Origin of the sequence: Streptomyces sp. NBC_00986, from assembly GCF_045162565.1 — a bacterium.
Classification (GTDB): Bacteria; Actinomycetota; Actinomycetes; order Streptomycetales; family Streptomycetaceae; genus Streptomyces.
In genome coordinates this window covers 8692552-8706407 of record NZ_CP108733.1, presented here as the reverse complement: position 1 = coordinate 8706407, position 13856 = coordinate 8692552, and the positions used below count along the sequence as shown (strand labels likewise).

The following is a 13856-nucleotide window of genomic DNA, read 5'->3' as shown; positions in this document are numbered from 1 at the left end:
GCCACGAGCCCTGAGCCCTGAGCCCTGAGCCACAAGTCGTGAGTCAGGGGCGGGCGTTGCGGGCCAGTTCGAGGGCGTTCGACGGCCACCACTGGCCTGCCGCCGGGCCGCCTCGGCAGGTGCCGTCGGACTCGCCGGGGCGTTTGATCCACAGGTAGGCGTCGAGGAGGGGGTTGTCCGTGCGGGTCGTCGGCGGGGTGCCGAGGGCGCGGCCGGGTGGATTGCACCACGCGTCGGTGCCGGTGCCGGTGTAGGGGCCGTTGCCGTTGCGGCTGGTGTCGATGACGTAGTGCTTGCCGGCGAGGTCTTTGGAGAGCTGGTCGCCGTACGTCGAACTCGCCTTGTTCGTTTGGTAGTTGGAGACGTTCAGGGCGACGCCGTCAGCTCGGTCGACCCCGGACGCCTTGAGCGCGGCGACCAGTCGCCAGGCCTCGGGGATCCAACTGGAGTTGCCGGCGTCGACGTAGACGTGGGTGTTCGGTTGGCGTTTGAGGCGGTCCACGGCGTGGGCGAGCAGGGAGTAGCGCTCGCTCGGCGTGACCCGGGTGCAGCCGGCGACCACCTGGGCGACCGCGTCCGGTTCGACGATCACATAGGCGCCCCGGTCGCCGAGGGCGGTCGCGAACTCGTCGATCCAGGTGCGGTAGGCGGCCGCGGTGGGGGCACCGCCGAGGGAGTACTGGCCGCAGTCCCGGTTCGGGATGTAGTACGCCACGAGCACGGCGGTGCGGCCGGCCTGGGCGGCGGCGGTGGTGCGGGCGCGGACGACCGGGCCGGGGTCGGGTCCGTTGAGCCACTCGGCCTCGGGCCTCGCGGCGATGCGGTCCATCAGCGTGGCGTCGGCTGTCCGGCCGGCCTCGCGCCAGGTGGCTGCCTGCTGGGCGGCCCGGGAGTCGGGGGCGGTCCAGAACGGTTCCGGTACGTCGCGTGTCGCCCCGGCGCAGCAGAATCCTGCGAGGAGGGTGGCGAGGACGGCTCGGCGTACCGGGGTGGGCAAGGTGACTCCGTTCTCGCCGCGGGTGGGAACTGGGCGGCGGCTTGTCCTTCCCGGAGTCTGCGGGGCGCCCTGGGTTGGTCCAGCACGTGACTTGGCAGGGCGGGGGAAGATCACCCCGACGGGGGTGCGGTGCGGCGGGGGGTGCGGCGCGATAGGGGTGCGGCGCGATAGGGGGTGCCGGGATCTGTCGTTGCGCGGCTGCTGCGCCGTCGTGGCTGGTCGCGCAGTTCCCCGCGCCCCTTAAAAGCGCCTCAGCTGGGCCGGGCTTCAGGGATGCGGGGGCAACGTTCCAAGGGGCGCGAGGTAGTGCCTTTGAGGGGCGCGGGGAACTGCGCGAGCAACCCCCATCCACCCGCACTCCGAACTCAAACCGGCAGCCCCACCCCCGTCAGGACCGCCGCCCCCACCCCCTCCGCTTAACCACCGGCCTCGCAAAACTCCCCACCCTGCTTGTCCTCAGCCCCAACCCCACCAACGACTCCGCAAGCTTCACCGCCGCCCCCACCCCGTCCACCACCGGCAACCCCAGCTTCTCCCCCACCACCCGCTGCAACCCCGTCATCCCGGCACACCCCAGCACCAACACCTCGGCCCCCGCCGCACACACCCGTTCCGCCGCCGCGAGGAACGCCGCCTCCGTGCGGGCCTCGTCGCCGCCCAGGTCGAGGACGCTCAGCCCGGTGCCGACCACCGCCGCACAGTTCCGGCCCACCCCCGCCAGCTCAAGGCTGTCCTCGATCTGCCCGCAGGACCGTTCCAGCGTGGTGACGACCCCGTACCGTCGGCCCAGCAGACAGGCCAGGTGGGCGGCCGCCTCGGTGATGTCGACGACCGGTACGTCCACCAACTCCCGGACGCCTTCCCGCCCGTGCTCCCCGAAGCCGGCCATGACGACGGCGTCGTACGCAGGGCCCTCGTACGTCCGGAGGAGGTCCATGACGGCCGCCGCCGACAGGTAGCTGTCCAGCCAGCCCTCCGCCGACTCGGGGCCCCACGCCGGGGTCAGGCCGGTCACGGCGGTGCCCGGGCCTGCGGCGGCCCGGGCACCTCGTACGATCTCCTCGGTCATCTCCTGCGTGGTGTTGCAGTTGGTGACGACGATGCGCACGCGGGTCAGACCTCCAGCGGCTCGGGAGCGGGCGCGGCGGCGGCCCGGTCGGTGCGGCAGATCAGTACGTACAGGCCCGCGCCCAGTGCCGTACCGATGAACCACGAGTACGGGGCCACATCGCTGAACGTCTTCACCAGCGCGAGCACCGCCGCGACCCCCGCCGAGGGCAGAAACGCCCACAGGGCCTTGGGGTTGACGCCCTTCCGGTAGTAGTAGCGGGAGCCGGGGGTCGCGTCGAAGAGTTCCTGTACGTCGACCCGGCCGCGCTTCACCCAGTAGTAGTCGACCATGATCACGCCGAACAGCGGGCCCAGGAAGGCACCGAGGCCGCCGAGGAAGTAGTTGACGACGGTCGGGTTCGAGAAGAGGTTCCACGGGGTCACGACCAGCGCCGCCACCGTGCTGATCATGCCGCCGATCCTGAACGTGATCTTCTGCGGCCAGACGTTGGCGAGGTCGTACGCGGGTGAGACGAAGTTGGCGACGATGTTGACGCCCATGGTGGCGACGGCGAACGTGAAGGCGCCCAGCACCATCACCCAGGTGTTGCCGACCTTGGCCACCAACTCCGCCGGATCCGTGATGGCTTGGCCCCAGACCTCCAGCGAACCGGCCGTCACGATCACCGAAACGACCACGAACGCCGTGGAGTTGATGGGCAGGCCCCAGAAGTTGCCGCGACGGACGGTCTTGTAGTCCGGCGCGAAGCGGGAGAAGTCGCAGAAGTTGAGCATCAGCGTGCCGTACGTCGCGAGGATCAAGCCGATCGCGCCGAACCACTGCCGCCACTGCTCGCCGAACGAGACCGGGTGCGGGGTCGAGGTGAGCGAGATCGACCAACCCGCCTTCGCCAGCACCCAGATGGCCAGCGCGATCATCACCAGCCAGATCGCGGGACCGCAGAAGTCCTGGAACTTCCGTACGGATTCCATGCCCTGACTGATGATCACCGCCTGGATCAGCCACAGCGACACGAAGGAGACCCAGCCGAGGGCGTCAAGTCCCAGGAAGGAGTGGTGAGTCCAGGACTCCAGGCCCGGCCAGGCCGCCAGCAGCATCACGTTGACGGCGACGGACGCGAGGTAGGTCTGGATGCCGTACCACATGATGGCGATCACGGCCCGGATGAGCGCCGGGATGTTGGCGCCCCACACGCCGAAGCTGATGCGGCTGACGACCGGGAACGGGACGCCGTGCGCCTGCCCGATCCGCCCCATCCAGTTCATGCCGACGTAGATGAGCACGAAGCCGACGAGCAGGGAGGTGAAGACCTGCCAGACGTTCATGCCGAGGACCAACAGGCCTGCGGCGAACGTGTAGTTGCCGAGGTTGTGGACGTCGGACATCCACATGGCGAAGAGGTCGAAGACCTTCCAGTTCCGCTTGTCGGCGGGGGCGAGGTCTTCGTTGGTGAGCCGGGGGTCGGGGACGAACGCTGGTGTGCCGGTGGCTTCGGCACTGTCGGCGAGGGACACGGGGCCTCCAGGGCGAGGGGACGAAAGGGGCGGGAGGGGCGGACAGGACGGCTTCCGGTGTCGTTTGGTATACCAAACTGCCGTCATAGTCCTCCCGTCAACCGTTCCGACCGATGTCTCCGTTGTTAACGCTCCGTAAAACACCCCCGGAGTCGGCGAAGATAAACCCCATGAGCTCCATGTCAGCGAAGATCGAACCCCTCGGAGCGGTGCGCGAGCGCGTCCTGGCCACCCTGCGGCAGGACGTCATCGCCGGTCGCCTCCGCCCCGGTGACCGGCTGGTCGAGCGCGAGCTCGCCGAGCGGTTCGGCGTCTCCCGGGTGCCGGTCCGCGAGGCGATCCGCGCGCTGGTCGCCGAGGGGTTCGTCCACTTCGAGACCCCGCGCCGCACGGTCGTACGCCGTCTCACCCCGAACGACGTGCAGGAGCTCTTCGAACTGCGCGAGGCCCTGGAGGTCTACGCGGCCGGGCTCGCCGCGTCCCGCGCGACCCCGGAGGAACTGGCCGAGGTGGAGGAACTCCTCGACCGCGCGGCCGCCGCGACCGAGGCGGGGGACGCCGAGGTGATCACGGACATCAACAGCCGCCTGCACGACAGCATCGTGACGATGGCGGGCAACACGCTGCTGACCGCCGCCCTGGAACCCGTCGCCGGCCGCCTGCGCTGGATGACCCGACGGAACGAGGAGTGGCCCCAACTCCTCGTGGAACACCGTGAGTTGTACGAGGCGATCGCATCCGGCGACCCGGACCGCGCCCGCGCGCACGCACTGGCCCACGTGCGGACCAACCACCGTTCCACGGTCCGGCATCTGTTCGGGGACGACGCGCAGCCGTAGGCGGAGGGAGTGAACGTGGTCAGCAGACGTGGCCTGTTGGGCGGAGCCGCCGCCTTCGTGGGGGTCGGGACGATGACTGACGTGGGGATGGCCGTGGCGGACGTGGCGCTGGACACCCCGTTCACGCCGGTCGGCACTCCGCATCTGGCGCAGGCCGAGCAACTGGTGGGATATCAGCGGCTGTTGGCGGCCGGGTATCTGGTGGACGGGCTGGCGGGGCACTGGCCGCTGGACGGCTCGGGCGCGGACCGTTCCGGCCACGAGCACCCCGTCACGCTCGGCTCCGGCTCCGGCGCGACCTGGTCGGCGCTGCGCGCGGGCGGCGAGCTGAGTCTCGACGGCACGTCCGGGGCGTACGCCGCCACGGACTCCGTCCTGGACACGACCGCCCCCTTCACCGTCTCCGCGTGGGTGCGCCTGGCGAGCGACGCCGACCCGGCCACCATGTACACGGCGGTGAGCCAGGACGGCTCGACGACCAGCCGCTTCCTCCTCCAGTACGACAACACCGTCTCCACCTGGGCCTTCAAGGTCCGCAGCGAGGACCAGACGACCAAGGTGTCCGCCGTCGCCACGTCACCGGTAGGTCTCGGCATCTGGACCCATCTGACCGGCCTCTGGGACGGCACACAGATCCGGCTGTACGTCGACGGGCAGGCGCAGGGCAGCGCCGCGACCACCCTGTCCTGGGTCGCGCCCGGCGGCTTCTCCATCGGCCGGGCCCGCTTCGACGGCGCGCCCGTCAACCGCTTCAAGGGCGCGATCGACGACGTCCGCGCGTACGCCCGCGCCCTCACCGCCGACGAGATCGCCCTGGTCAGCGGCCGTACGGCCCGCCTGAACAACGTCTACCGGACGGACCCGGGCGCCACCCTCACCTGGGGCACGCCCGACGACCCGGCGAGCTGGGTCGCCCGCGCCCGCTGCGCGTCCTTCGTCACCGGCGTCCTCAGGCACACCTACGGCTGGGCGGGCGACGACTACTTCCTCCAGTACTTCCAGGAGAAGGTCCCGGAGGCCGCCGACTACTGCGCCGCCTTCCTGAACGGCACCGCCGGCCCCCGCTTCCGGCGCGTCCGCAAGGTCGCCGACCTCCAGCCGGGCGACATCATCGCCGTCGATTACAACGGCAGCGACCCCGACAACACCGGCCACATCGTCATGGTCCGCGAGGTCAAGGGCGTCTTCAGCGGCACCGCCGACTTCACCGGCGAGACGCAGTACGCCGTCGAGATCATCGACTGCACCTCCGACCCGCACGGCGTCTACGCCCTGACCAACTACCCCAAGTACCCGGACACCCGCATGGTCGGCAACGTCACCGGCGAGAACCTCCAGGGCGTCGGCATCGGCCACATGATGTTCTACGCCTCCGACACCACGGGCGAGTTCTCGCGGTACCGGTGGAGCGTCAACTCGTCGAAGAGCACCGGGACTTACGACGTGACGGCACGGCCGGTGGCGGCGGCGCGGGTCGGCTGACCAACTGGTCCGGCGGCGGGCGTACTCGGCCGTCGCCGCCACCAGCGCCTCCGCGAGACCGGGCACGCTCGCGTTGTGCCCGACGGTTCGCTCTCCGGACACGGGCCCATCCCGCAACCAACCCTGACTTCACTACGACACCGGCGCCCCTGACCTCGCTACGGCGCTGTCGGCAGCCCTGCCGCCCCGGCCGCCGTGCGCAGTACGTCCCGCAGCATCGCGGGGGTGAGTTTGCCGGTGAAGGTGTTGCGCTGGCTGACGTGGAAGCAGCCGAAGAGGTCGAGGCCGTCGAGAGAGACCCGGGCGCCGTGCCCGAACGCGGGCCGTGGGCGCGGGACTTGCCGGCCCGCCGCCGCGAACGCGGGCAGCGCCGCCTGCCAGCCGAAGGCGCCGAGGACGACGACGGCCCTCAACGTCGGCCGCAGCAGGGTGAGTTCGTCGACGAGCCAGGAACGGCAGGTGTCGCGCTCCTCGGGGGTGGGCTTGTTGGCGGGCGGGGCGCAGCGCACCGGTGAGGTGATGCGGACGCCGTACAGCTCCAGGCCGTCGTCGGCGCTCACGGCGGTCGGCTGCGAGGCGAGGCCGACGTCGTAGAGGGCCTCGTACAGGACGTCTCCGGAACGGTCACCGGTGAACATGCGGCCGGTGCGGTTGGCGCCGTGCGCGGCCGGGGCGAGGCCGATGATCAGGAGCGACGCGTCGGCGGGGCCGAAGCCGGGTACCGGGCGGCCCCAGTACGTCCAGTCGGCGAAGGCGGCGCGTTTGGTGCGGGCGACCTCCTCGCGCCAGGCGACCAGGCGGGGGCAGGCCCGGCAGCCGGTGATCCGCCGGTCGAGGTCGGACAGGTTCATCCCCTCACCGTACGGTCCGGATGAGGAACGCGACGGTCCGGGTGAGGATCGCGACGGCTCACGTGAAGACCGCACCGAATGCCACGAACCCGCAGATCATCAGGAACAGCAGCGCCAGCAACGGCCATACGAACCGCAGGTACTTGTCGTAGCCGACCTTCGCCAGCGCCACCCCGCCGATGGTGACGGCGGTCGTCGGCACCCAGAGGTTCATCCAGCCGCTGGCGGCCTGCCAGGCGGTGACGACGACCGCGCGGGAGACGCCGGCGAAGTCGGCGAGCGGGGCGAGGATCGGCATGGCGAGGGTCGCGTGGCCGGAGGTGGAGGGGATCAGGAAGGCCAGCGGCAGGTTCACGACGAAGACGATGATCGCGAAGACACCGGAGGAGGTGCCCTTCACGATGCCCTCGATGGAGTGCAGCACGGTGTCCGTGATCTTCGAGTTGTTCATGATGACGGTGACCCCGCGCGCCAGCACGATCACCAGCGCCGGCGAGATGAAGTCGGCGGCACCCTGGATGATCATCGAGCTGAGCTTCTGCTCCCCCATCCGCGCCACCAGCCCGATCAACACGGCCGCGCACAGGAACAGCGCCGCCAACTGCGGGAAGGACCAGCCGAGTTCGAAGCCGTACGGTTTCGCGTCCGCGTCGCCGGTGAGCGCGCTCGCCCACGGCACCACCGAGAAGATCATGAAGGCGAAGACGAGGCCCATGGTGATCAGAACCGCCTTGTGGAGCCCGGTGAGTCGGGGTTCTTCGGCGGATTCCGGAACGTCCTCCTGGTTGTTGTCCCGGTCGCCGGGCAGGAACCCGGTGATCGACCGCTCCGGGTTGCGCTGCACGCGGCGCGCGTACCGGATGACGTACGCCACCGTCACCGCCGTCAGCACCACCCACATCACGAACCGCAGCACGATGCCGTCGCCGAGCGAGATGTCCGCGGCGGAGGAGGCGACGCCGGTCGCGAAGGGGTTCACCGTGGAGCAGAGCACGCCGATCCCGGCGCCGAGGATGATCGTGCCGACGGCGACCATCCGGTCGTAGCCGAGTGCCAGCATCAGCGGCACGATCAGACCGTAGAAACCGAGGGTCTCCTCGGCGAAGCCCTCGACCGTGCCGAGGACCGAGAAGACCACCATGATCCCGGCGATGAGCAACGCGCCGCGGTCGCGCAGCCGGTGGGCGAGCCGGCCGATGCCCCGGTCGAGGGCGCCGGTCGCGAACACCACGGTGATGAACGCCCCGATGGCGAGCACGAACAGGAACACGCCCGCGCTGCCGTACAGTTCACCGGCCAGGTCCGGGCCGACCTGGCCGGTCTTCTCGTCCTGGACACCGTAGAGACCGTTGACGGGCGCGAGGAACAGGTCGTTGAGCCGGTCGACGAAACTCTGGCCGGAGTCGACGCGGTGGTAAGTGCCTTGGATCGGGGCGCCGGAGGCGTTGCGGTCGTACTGCCCGGACGGGACGAGGAACGCGAGCAGCCACACGGCGATGGTGACGACCGCGAGGACGGTCAGCGCGCTGGGGAAGGTGAACTTCGGCTTGTGCGGCGGCTGTTGGGTGGTCTGCCGGCTGTCGGTGTCACTCATACGACCTCCGCCGCCCCGTCCTGACCACGGCTCCGGAAGTCGGCCGCGTATCGCTCGACGAACGCGCACATCGCGACGACCGTGTTCCGCAACTCCGAGAACAGCACGCGTTCGTTGGGCGCGTGCAGATTGCACATGCTGTCCTGCGCGCCGAAGAGCAGCACCTCGGCGTTGGGCGCGGCCCGCGCGAGCCCGTTGACCAGCGGGATCGAGCCTCCCGTAGCGACGTACGACGGCTCGGCACCCCACGCCTCCTTGAGCGCGGCGAGGGCGGCACGGTAGGCGGGCCCGCCGGTCGCGGCCTCGTAACCAGGGCCGGTGTCGCCCGGGGTGACGGTGAGCGGAACACCGAAGGGCGTAAGGGAGTTGAGGTGATCGACAAGCCGCGCCTGCGCCTCGTGGGGGTCCTGGAGCGGGTGAAAACGAAGGTTGAGCTTGGCCCGCGCGTACGGCACGACCGCCGAGGCCGCGTGATCGACACCGGGCGCGTCCAGCCCGATGACGGTGATCGCCGGCCCGCTCCACAACCGCTCCCCGAGACTCCCGGTCCCGACGAGCGGCACCCCGTCCCGCACACCGGCCAGCTCGCGGAACTCCTCCTCCGTGTAAGTCGCCCCGCCCCACTCCTCCCGCCGCAACCCTTCCACGGCCACATCACCGTGCACGTCGTGCAGCGTCGCCAGCGCCTTGAGCAGCACGAGCAGCGCGTCGGGGGCAGCACCGCCGAACTCCCCACTGTGACGCGGCTCTTCAAGAGTCCGCACCTCTACGAACACCTCGGCCGCCCCGCGAAGCCCGGTGGTCAGGGTCGGGGTGCCGGGGCGGAGATTGCCGAGGTCGGCGATGACCATGGCATCGCAGGCGAAGCGGTCGGCGTCGGTCGGCGGATAGGTGTCGAAGGGGCTGCCGTACTCCTCCTGTCCCTCGAACACGATCTTCACGCCGACCGGCGGCCGCCCCTCGTACGCGCGCAGCATCCCGAGGTGCGCGATCACGTTCGACTTGTCGTCCGCGATACCGCGCGCCCGCAACCCGCCCTCCACGGCGGTCGGCTCGAAGGGCGACGAGTGCCACAACTCCTCGTCCCCGGGCGGCTGGACGTCGTAGTGGGAGTAGAGAAGAACGGTCGGGACGTCGGGGTTCGGCGGCGGAATCTCCGCGAAGATCACCGGCGCGGTGCCGGGCAGATCGATCCGCTCGATGTGCTCGACACCGGCCCCGCGCAACAACCCGACGAGCAGCTCGTGCGCCTCCTGCACCGGCTCGGCCGGAAACCCGGGAAACGCCACGGAGGGAATCGCGGCGAGCCGCACGAGGTCGGCCCGCAGCCCGTCCATCAGCGCGTCGACCTTCGCTGCCCTGTCCTCCACGTCCGACCCCTCGTCTCTACCCCGGCTGCGGCCGCTACGACCTCGGGAAACAGCCTCTGCGGTACGGCGTGGGGGTGCATCCGGGGTGGGCCAAGGGGGGTGGTGGGCGGGGTGCTGGACAGGGGGCGGAGGTTGAGGGCCGGGGCTGGGCGTGGTGGTTGAGGGAAGGCAAGGGGCGCAAGCCGCGGGGAGCCCCCTCAGGTCGGCGGCCGAATCCCGCCGGAGCCTCCCGCCCTGAGGTACTAAAGTCGGGGCATGGCTTCCGAGGGTGCGGACGAGACCGACGGCGAGAACGGAACCGGCGCGACCACGACGAGCCGGAACACCGACGCGCCCCAGAGCCCGGCGGACGAGTCACAGAGCGATGCCGTGGCCGCAGCCAAGGCCGCCGGTCCCGCCGGCGGTGCGGGCGTCCGCGTCGACAGTTGGATCTGGTCCGTCCGTCTGGTCAAGACCCGTTCCATGGGCGCCGCCGCCTGCAAGGGCGGCCACGTCCGGGTCAACGGTGAGCGGGTGAAGCCCGCCCACTCCGTCCACGTCGGCGACGAGGTGCGCCTCCGCCACGAGGGCCGCGAGCGCGTCGTCATCGTGAAGCAGGTCATCCGCAAACGGGTCGGACCTCCGGTCGCCGCCCAGTGCTACGTGGACAACTCCCCGCCGCCCCCGCCCCGCGAAGCCGTCGCCCCGGCCGGCATCCGCGACCGCGGCACCGGCCGCCCCACGAAACGCGACCGCCGCGACCTTGAACGCCTGCGCGGCGTCCCCGGCGCCAGCCCCGACCCCGCCGCCGCTCCCGACACCCACCGTGACCGGGACACCCGTCGCGACGCACGCCGCAGTACCCGACGCGACCCGCAACGGTGACATCCGACCCCAGCCACGCCACCGCTCCCGATATCGCCCACGACCACGACGACACCCACCGCGCCTCGCACCGCAGCACACACCGCGACCCGCAACGATGACATCCGGCCCGGGCCCCTCGGCCCACCGGATGTCACCGTCACCCCGTGCTCAGCCATAGCGACAGCCACAGCCGTCGCTGTTATCCGTACCGCACGGATCACGCCCGTCGTCGTACCACTCGCAGCAACTCCGCGTTCTGCCCCCGCCGTGCCCAGGCGATCAGGGCGAGCGGAATGATCAGGATCAACGGTGTCGCCGCGTTCACACCGTGGAACACCGTCATCTGCACGACGAACGCGCCCACCATCAGCGCACTGAGCGCCGTCGCCGCCACCGACTGCAGCAGCGGGACCAACAGCCCGACCGCACCGGCCAGTTCGAGCGCTCCGATGGTGTACATGGCGCCGCTGCCCCAGCCGATCTTGTCGAAGGACTCCACGGCCGACGAGTTCGCGATCAGCTTCGGCAGCGCACTCGCGACGCCGTAGAACAGGGCGAGCAGCACCTGGAGGGCGCGCAGCGCGATGCGGGCACGACGGCCGCGCGTGGTCGCGGACTCGGCGACGACGACGGTACGGGAGGTGGCGGAAGCGGCGGTCTCGGACATGAGGTTCTCCTGTGGGAAGCGGTCCGTGTTGCTGTCACAGGGGTAGACCGGACCTCGTCCTCGAACTCATCGCCGCCGCACGGGATTTCCTCCGCTAGTCGGTCGCGTCCGCCACCGCCCTCACCCATATCCGGTCCGGTGTCAGATAGCTGTCCACCGTCAGTCCCGCCTCCGCCAGCGCCTCCTCGAACTGGTCCTGCGTCAACGGCCGGGACAGGAACGTCTGGGTCCAGACCGCGTCCGGGAACACATACTCCGCACGCACCGAGTCGACCCCGTCCCCGACCGGCTCCGCCGACACCATCCGCACGGTGAAGCCACTGGGGTCGATCCGCTCGCGCGGCAGGTTCGTGTGGTAATCCTCGCCCTCCCGCTGGATCAGCACGCGGCCGCCCGGCGCGACATGCCGCACGCAGGTCCGCAGAAGCCCCCGCCGCACCTCGATGTCCCCGGCGTGCACCAGGAACGACGCGAGCATCACCACGTCGAAGGTCTCGCCCAGATCGAGGTTCTCGATCGGGCTGCATATCGTGCGCGCGCCCTTGACCCGCTCCAGCATCTCGGCGGATTCGTCGACCGCCGTGACCGTGAAGCCGCGCTCCAGGAGGGGGTGGGTCATCCGCCCCACCCCGCTGCCCAACTCCAGGATGCGGGCGCCCGGCGGCACGGCCGCGGCGATGATGTCCGGCTCCTGACCGATCGACAGCCGCGAGTACAGCTCGACCGCGCAGCCGTCCGGAGTGATCGCCCCGGGTCCTGTCCCCTCGTACCCCTCACGCATTTCGATTCGCATGCCCGTCCAACGGTCCGCGTCCGCACGCCCGTTCCCGACTCGCACTGGTTCACCCGTACGAGTCAATTCCCTTCAGGCAGGCAACTGTTGGCGGCTGTCGGAGGTCGGAGCCGGGATCAGAGCGGAAACCACCCGTGCCCGAGGTACCAGTGGCCGCCTGCCCGCAGATGATCCCCGACGGCCCGCTCCACGGACGTACGCCTCGGCAGGCTCTCCACCGCCAGGTCGGGATGCCCGAAGACGAACTGCACCGGCTCGGTGTCGGCCGGCTCCGTGTCCTCGCGGATCACCCGGAACCGTTCCTGGAAGCGGACGATGTTGGACTCGGCGGAGAGGTACCGCTTCAGCTGTGGGTCGAGCAGCCAGGAGTGGCAGGTCGCGACCTCGTGGCGCTCCTCGGGGAAGTGCCGGGCGAAGAACGCGCGGGCCGGCTCCAGCGAGCGCTCGCACGCGGCCGGCGTGAGCGGCCCGGAGAAGTCGGGGATGTGCAGGTTGAGGCAGGGCGTCCCGGGCTCCACGTCCAGCCCCGCCTCCGTGAGCGCCTTCGCGCTGCGCTCGCCGAGCCGTGCCCGTTCGAACTGCAGCCGCCCCAGCTGGTACAGCTCGCCGCGGAAGTGCGGGACGAGCCACTGCGGGAACGGCAGCCCTGCCCCGCCGAACCGCTTGTGGTGCACCGCGATGTTGCGTCCCAGGTCGGCGAGGGTGCGCCGGGAGACGTCGGCGGGGATGCCGCGTTCGCGGTGGTACGCGCGCGTGGCGGGCAGCGCGGCGACGAACACGTACACAGGGAAATACGCGCGGATCTCGGGCGGGGCCTCGGGCAGCCGGGCCAGGAGCAGCTCGGTGAGCCGGGTCCAGTGGCCGTGCTCCCCGATGTCCTTGACCAGTTCACCGACGCACTCCTCCAGGAGCCGCGTCGCGTCGGTGTCCCGCGTCAACACCCGGCGCAGTCGCACCAGTTCGTTGATGTCCTCATGGGGTACGGCGAGGTCGAGCAGGACCTCGGGCAGTTCGTCGGCGTCCGGCAGCACGATGCGCTTCCCCTCCCTGTGGAGCCTTCTGGAGCCCTGTGGAGAACGTCCGAGCCGAAGAGTACGTTGCAAGGAGGAGTAGTGATCCCGATGCGTACAGGCAGTGAGCCGACAACCGCGCGCAGTCCGCTGCGGACGCGGTTCTGGCTGAGCGTGTGGGGGCTGGTCTGGACGATCTTCGGCACGGTGGCGTTCGCGATCGCGGGCCGCCCGGGGTGGGCGGCGGCCTGCGCGGTGCTGTGGCTGATCGTCACGATCGACATGACCATGATCCTCAGACACATGCGCCAGGGCCCGCACTACCAGCCGGGCCCGGACGTCCCGCCGTACCGGCCACCGGAGCACCGCCACCCCTGACGTGCACGAGCGCGCTCCGGAGGCGTGCGGCTACTCCTCGAACCGGGCCGCCTTCAGGTACTGCGGTTTCGGGTCGAGCGCGGCGGCCAGCCGGAAGTGGCGCTTGGCCTGGTCGGCACGGCCCTGTCGCTCGTAGGTGCGGGCGAGCGCGAAGTGCGCGAAGGCGTTGTCCGGCTCGCGCTCCAGGACGATGGTGAACTCCAGCTCGGCCGGCCGCAGTTGCGCGGCCGCGAAGAAGGCACGCGCGCGCAGCAGGCGCGCTGCCGTGTTCTCCGGGTGCGCGTCGATGACGCGGTCGAGCAGCTTCACCGCGCCCCGCGGGTCCCGCGCGTCGAGCAGTTGCTCGGCGGCGCGGAAGTCGATGACATGCGTCTCCGGAGTACGTCCGGTCGTTCCGCTGTTCTCGGGCACGGCAAAGTCCTTCCCTCACTCGGACGTTTCAA

At 70.5% G+C, this 13856-nt stretch carries 14 protein-coding genes; 4 read left to right on the top strand and 10 right to left on the bottom strand.

What is annotated here, in order from left to right; translation table 11 throughout:
• Positions 1-43 precede the first annotated feature (43 nt).
• From OG504_RS38955 to OG504_RS38945, 3 genes are all read right to left on the bottom strand, one after another.
• Positions 44-997, bottom strand: a complete 954-nt coding sequence (locus OG504_RS38955; RefSeq protein WP_405994004.1) for a glycoside hydrolase family 6 protein — start codon at positions 995-997, stop codon at positions 44-46.
• Between the two features lie 388 nt (positions 998-1385).
• Positions 1386-2105, bottom strand: a complete 720-nt coding sequence (locus tag OG504_RS38950) for an aspartate/glutamate racemase family protein (protein ID WP_405994003.1) — start codon at positions 2103-2105, stop codon at positions 1386-1388.
• Between the two features lie 5 nt (positions 2106-2110).
• On the bottom strand, positions 2111-3583 hold the full coding sequence (locus OG504_RS38945; protein WP_405994002.1) for an NCS1 family nucleobase:cation symporter-1: 1473 nt from the start codon (positions 3581-3583) through the stop codon (positions 2111-2113).
• A gap of 170 nt (positions 3584-3753) precedes the next feature.
• Here OG504_RS38945 and OG504_RS38940 point away from each other — a divergent pair, with 170 nt between their 5' ends.
• Both OG504_RS38940 and OG504_RS38935 read left to right on the top strand, forming a co-directional pair.
• Positions 3754-4422, top strand: coding sequence for a GntR family transcriptional regulator (locus OG504_RS38940; protein WP_405994001.1), 669 nt, complete (start codon positions 3754-3756; stop codon positions 4420-4422).
• Positions 4423-4437: 15 nt separating this feature from the next.
• Positions 4438-5904 (top strand): LamG domain-containing protein, encoded by a 1467-nt coding sequence (locus OG504_RS38935; RefSeq protein ID WP_405994000.1) that lies wholly within the window; start codon positions 4438-4440, stop codon positions 5902-5904.
• 158 nt (positions 5905-6062) lie between these two features.
• On the opposite strand, the gene OG504_RS38930 is transcribed toward OG504_RS38935, so the two are convergent.
• Genes OG504_RS38930 through OG504_RS38920 form a run of 3 tightly spaced genes read right to left on the bottom strand, consistent with a single transcriptional unit; the run spans position 6063 to position 9719 of the window.
• Positions 6063-6755 carry a uracil-DNA glycosylase gene (locus tag OG504_RS38930; protein WP_405993999.1) on the bottom strand — a complete coding sequence of 231 codons (693 nt, stop codon included), beginning with the start codon at positions 6753-6755 and terminating at the stop codon, positions 6063-6065.
• A 58-nt stretch (positions 6756-6813) separates the two neighbouring features.
• The gene (locus OG504_RS38925) at positions 6814-8349 is read right to left on the bottom strand and encodes a YfcC family protein (protein WP_405993998.1); all 1536 of its coding nucleotides are present in this window, start codon (positions 8347-8349) and stop codon (positions 6814-6816) included.
• Positions 8346-9719: a M20/M25/M40 family metallo-hydrolase gene (locus OG504_RS38920; RefSeq protein ID WP_405993997.1), complete on the bottom strand. Its 1374-nt coding sequence runs from the start codon at positions 9717-9719 to the stop codon at positions 8346-8348. Before OG504_RS38920 ends, OG504_RS38925 begins: the two co-directional genes overlap by 4 nt.
• 255 nt (positions 9720-9974) lie before the next feature.
• Here OG504_RS38920 and OG504_RS38915 point away from each other — a divergent pair, with 255 nt between their 5' ends.
• On the top strand, positions 9975-10583 hold the full coding sequence (locus OG504_RS38915) for an RNA-binding S4 domain-containing protein (RefSeq protein ID WP_405993996.1): 609 nt from the start codon (positions 9975-9977) through the stop codon (positions 10581-10583).
• A gap of 199 nt (positions 10584-10782) precedes the next feature.
• Here the strand turns inward: OG504_RS38915 and OG504_RS38910 are convergent, their stop codons facing one another.
• The 3 genes from OG504_RS38910 to OG504_RS38900 all read right to left on the bottom strand — a co-directional run bounded on the left by OG504_RS38910 (position 10783) and on the right by OG504_RS38900 (position 13056).
• Positions 10783-11232 carry a DoxX family protein gene (locus OG504_RS38910; RefSeq protein ID WP_405993995.1) on the bottom strand — a complete coding sequence of 150 codons (450 nt, stop codon included), beginning with the start codon at positions 11230-11232 and terminating at the stop codon, positions 10783-10785.
• A gap of 94 nt (positions 11233-11326) precedes the next feature.
• Positions 11327-12025 carry a class I SAM-dependent methyltransferase gene (locus tag OG504_RS38905; protein ID WP_405993994.1) on the bottom strand — a complete coding sequence of 233 codons (699 nt, stop codon included), beginning with the start codon at positions 12023-12025 and terminating at the stop codon, positions 11327-11329.
• Positions 12026-12141: 116 nt separating this feature from the next.
• Positions 12142-13056: an acyltransferase domain-containing protein gene (locus OG504_RS38900; RefSeq protein ID WP_405993993.1), complete on the bottom strand. Its 915-nt coding sequence runs from the start codon at positions 13054-13056 to the stop codon at positions 12142-12144.
• 90 nt (positions 13057-13146) lie between these two features.
• Between OG504_RS38900 and OG504_RS38895 the strand changes: the two genes are divergently transcribed.
• Positions 13147-13413: a DUF6343 family protein gene (locus OG504_RS38895; protein WP_405993992.1), complete on the top strand. Its 267-nt coding sequence runs from the start codon at positions 13147-13149 to the stop codon at positions 13411-13413.
• Positions 13414-13443: 30 nt separating this feature from the next.
• Here OG504_RS38895 and OG504_RS38890 read toward each other — a convergent pair whose 3' ends face one another.
• A complete protein-coding gene (locus OG504_RS38890; RefSeq protein ID WP_033287221.1) occupies positions 13444-13824 on the bottom strand; it encodes a tetratricopeptide repeat protein in 381 nt (126 codons plus the stop codon).
• Positions 13825-13856: the final 32 nt, after the last annotated feature.

Coding starts and splice junctions, on each gene's coding strand:
- OG504_RS38940 (WP_405994001.1), top strand. CDS start 3,754: ATGAGCTCCATGTCAGCGAAGATCGAACCCCTCGGAGCGGTGCGCGAG.
- OG504_RS38930 (WP_405993999.1), bottom strand. CDS start 6,755: ATGAACCTGTCCGACCTCGACCGGCGGATCACCGGCTGCCGGGCCTGC.
- OG504_RS38925 (WP_405993998.1), bottom strand. CDS start 8,349: ATGAGTGACACCGACAGCCGGCAGACCACCCAACAGCCGCCGCACAAG.
- OG504_RS38915 (WP_405993996.1), top strand. CDS start 9,975: ATGGCTTCCGAGGGTGCGGACGAGACCGACGGCGAGAACGGAACCGGC.
- OG504_RS38910 (WP_405993995.1), bottom strand. CDS start 11,232: ATGTCCGAGACCGCCGCTTCCGCCACCTCCCGTACCGTCGTCGTCGCC.
- OG504_RS38905 (WP_405993994.1), bottom strand. CDS start 12,025: ATGCGAATCGAAATGCGTGAGGGGTACGAGGGGACAGGACCCGGGGCG.
- OG504_RS38895 (WP_405993992.1), top strand. CDS start 13,147: ATGCGTACAGGCAGTGAGCCGACAACCGCGCGCAGTCCGCTGCGGACG.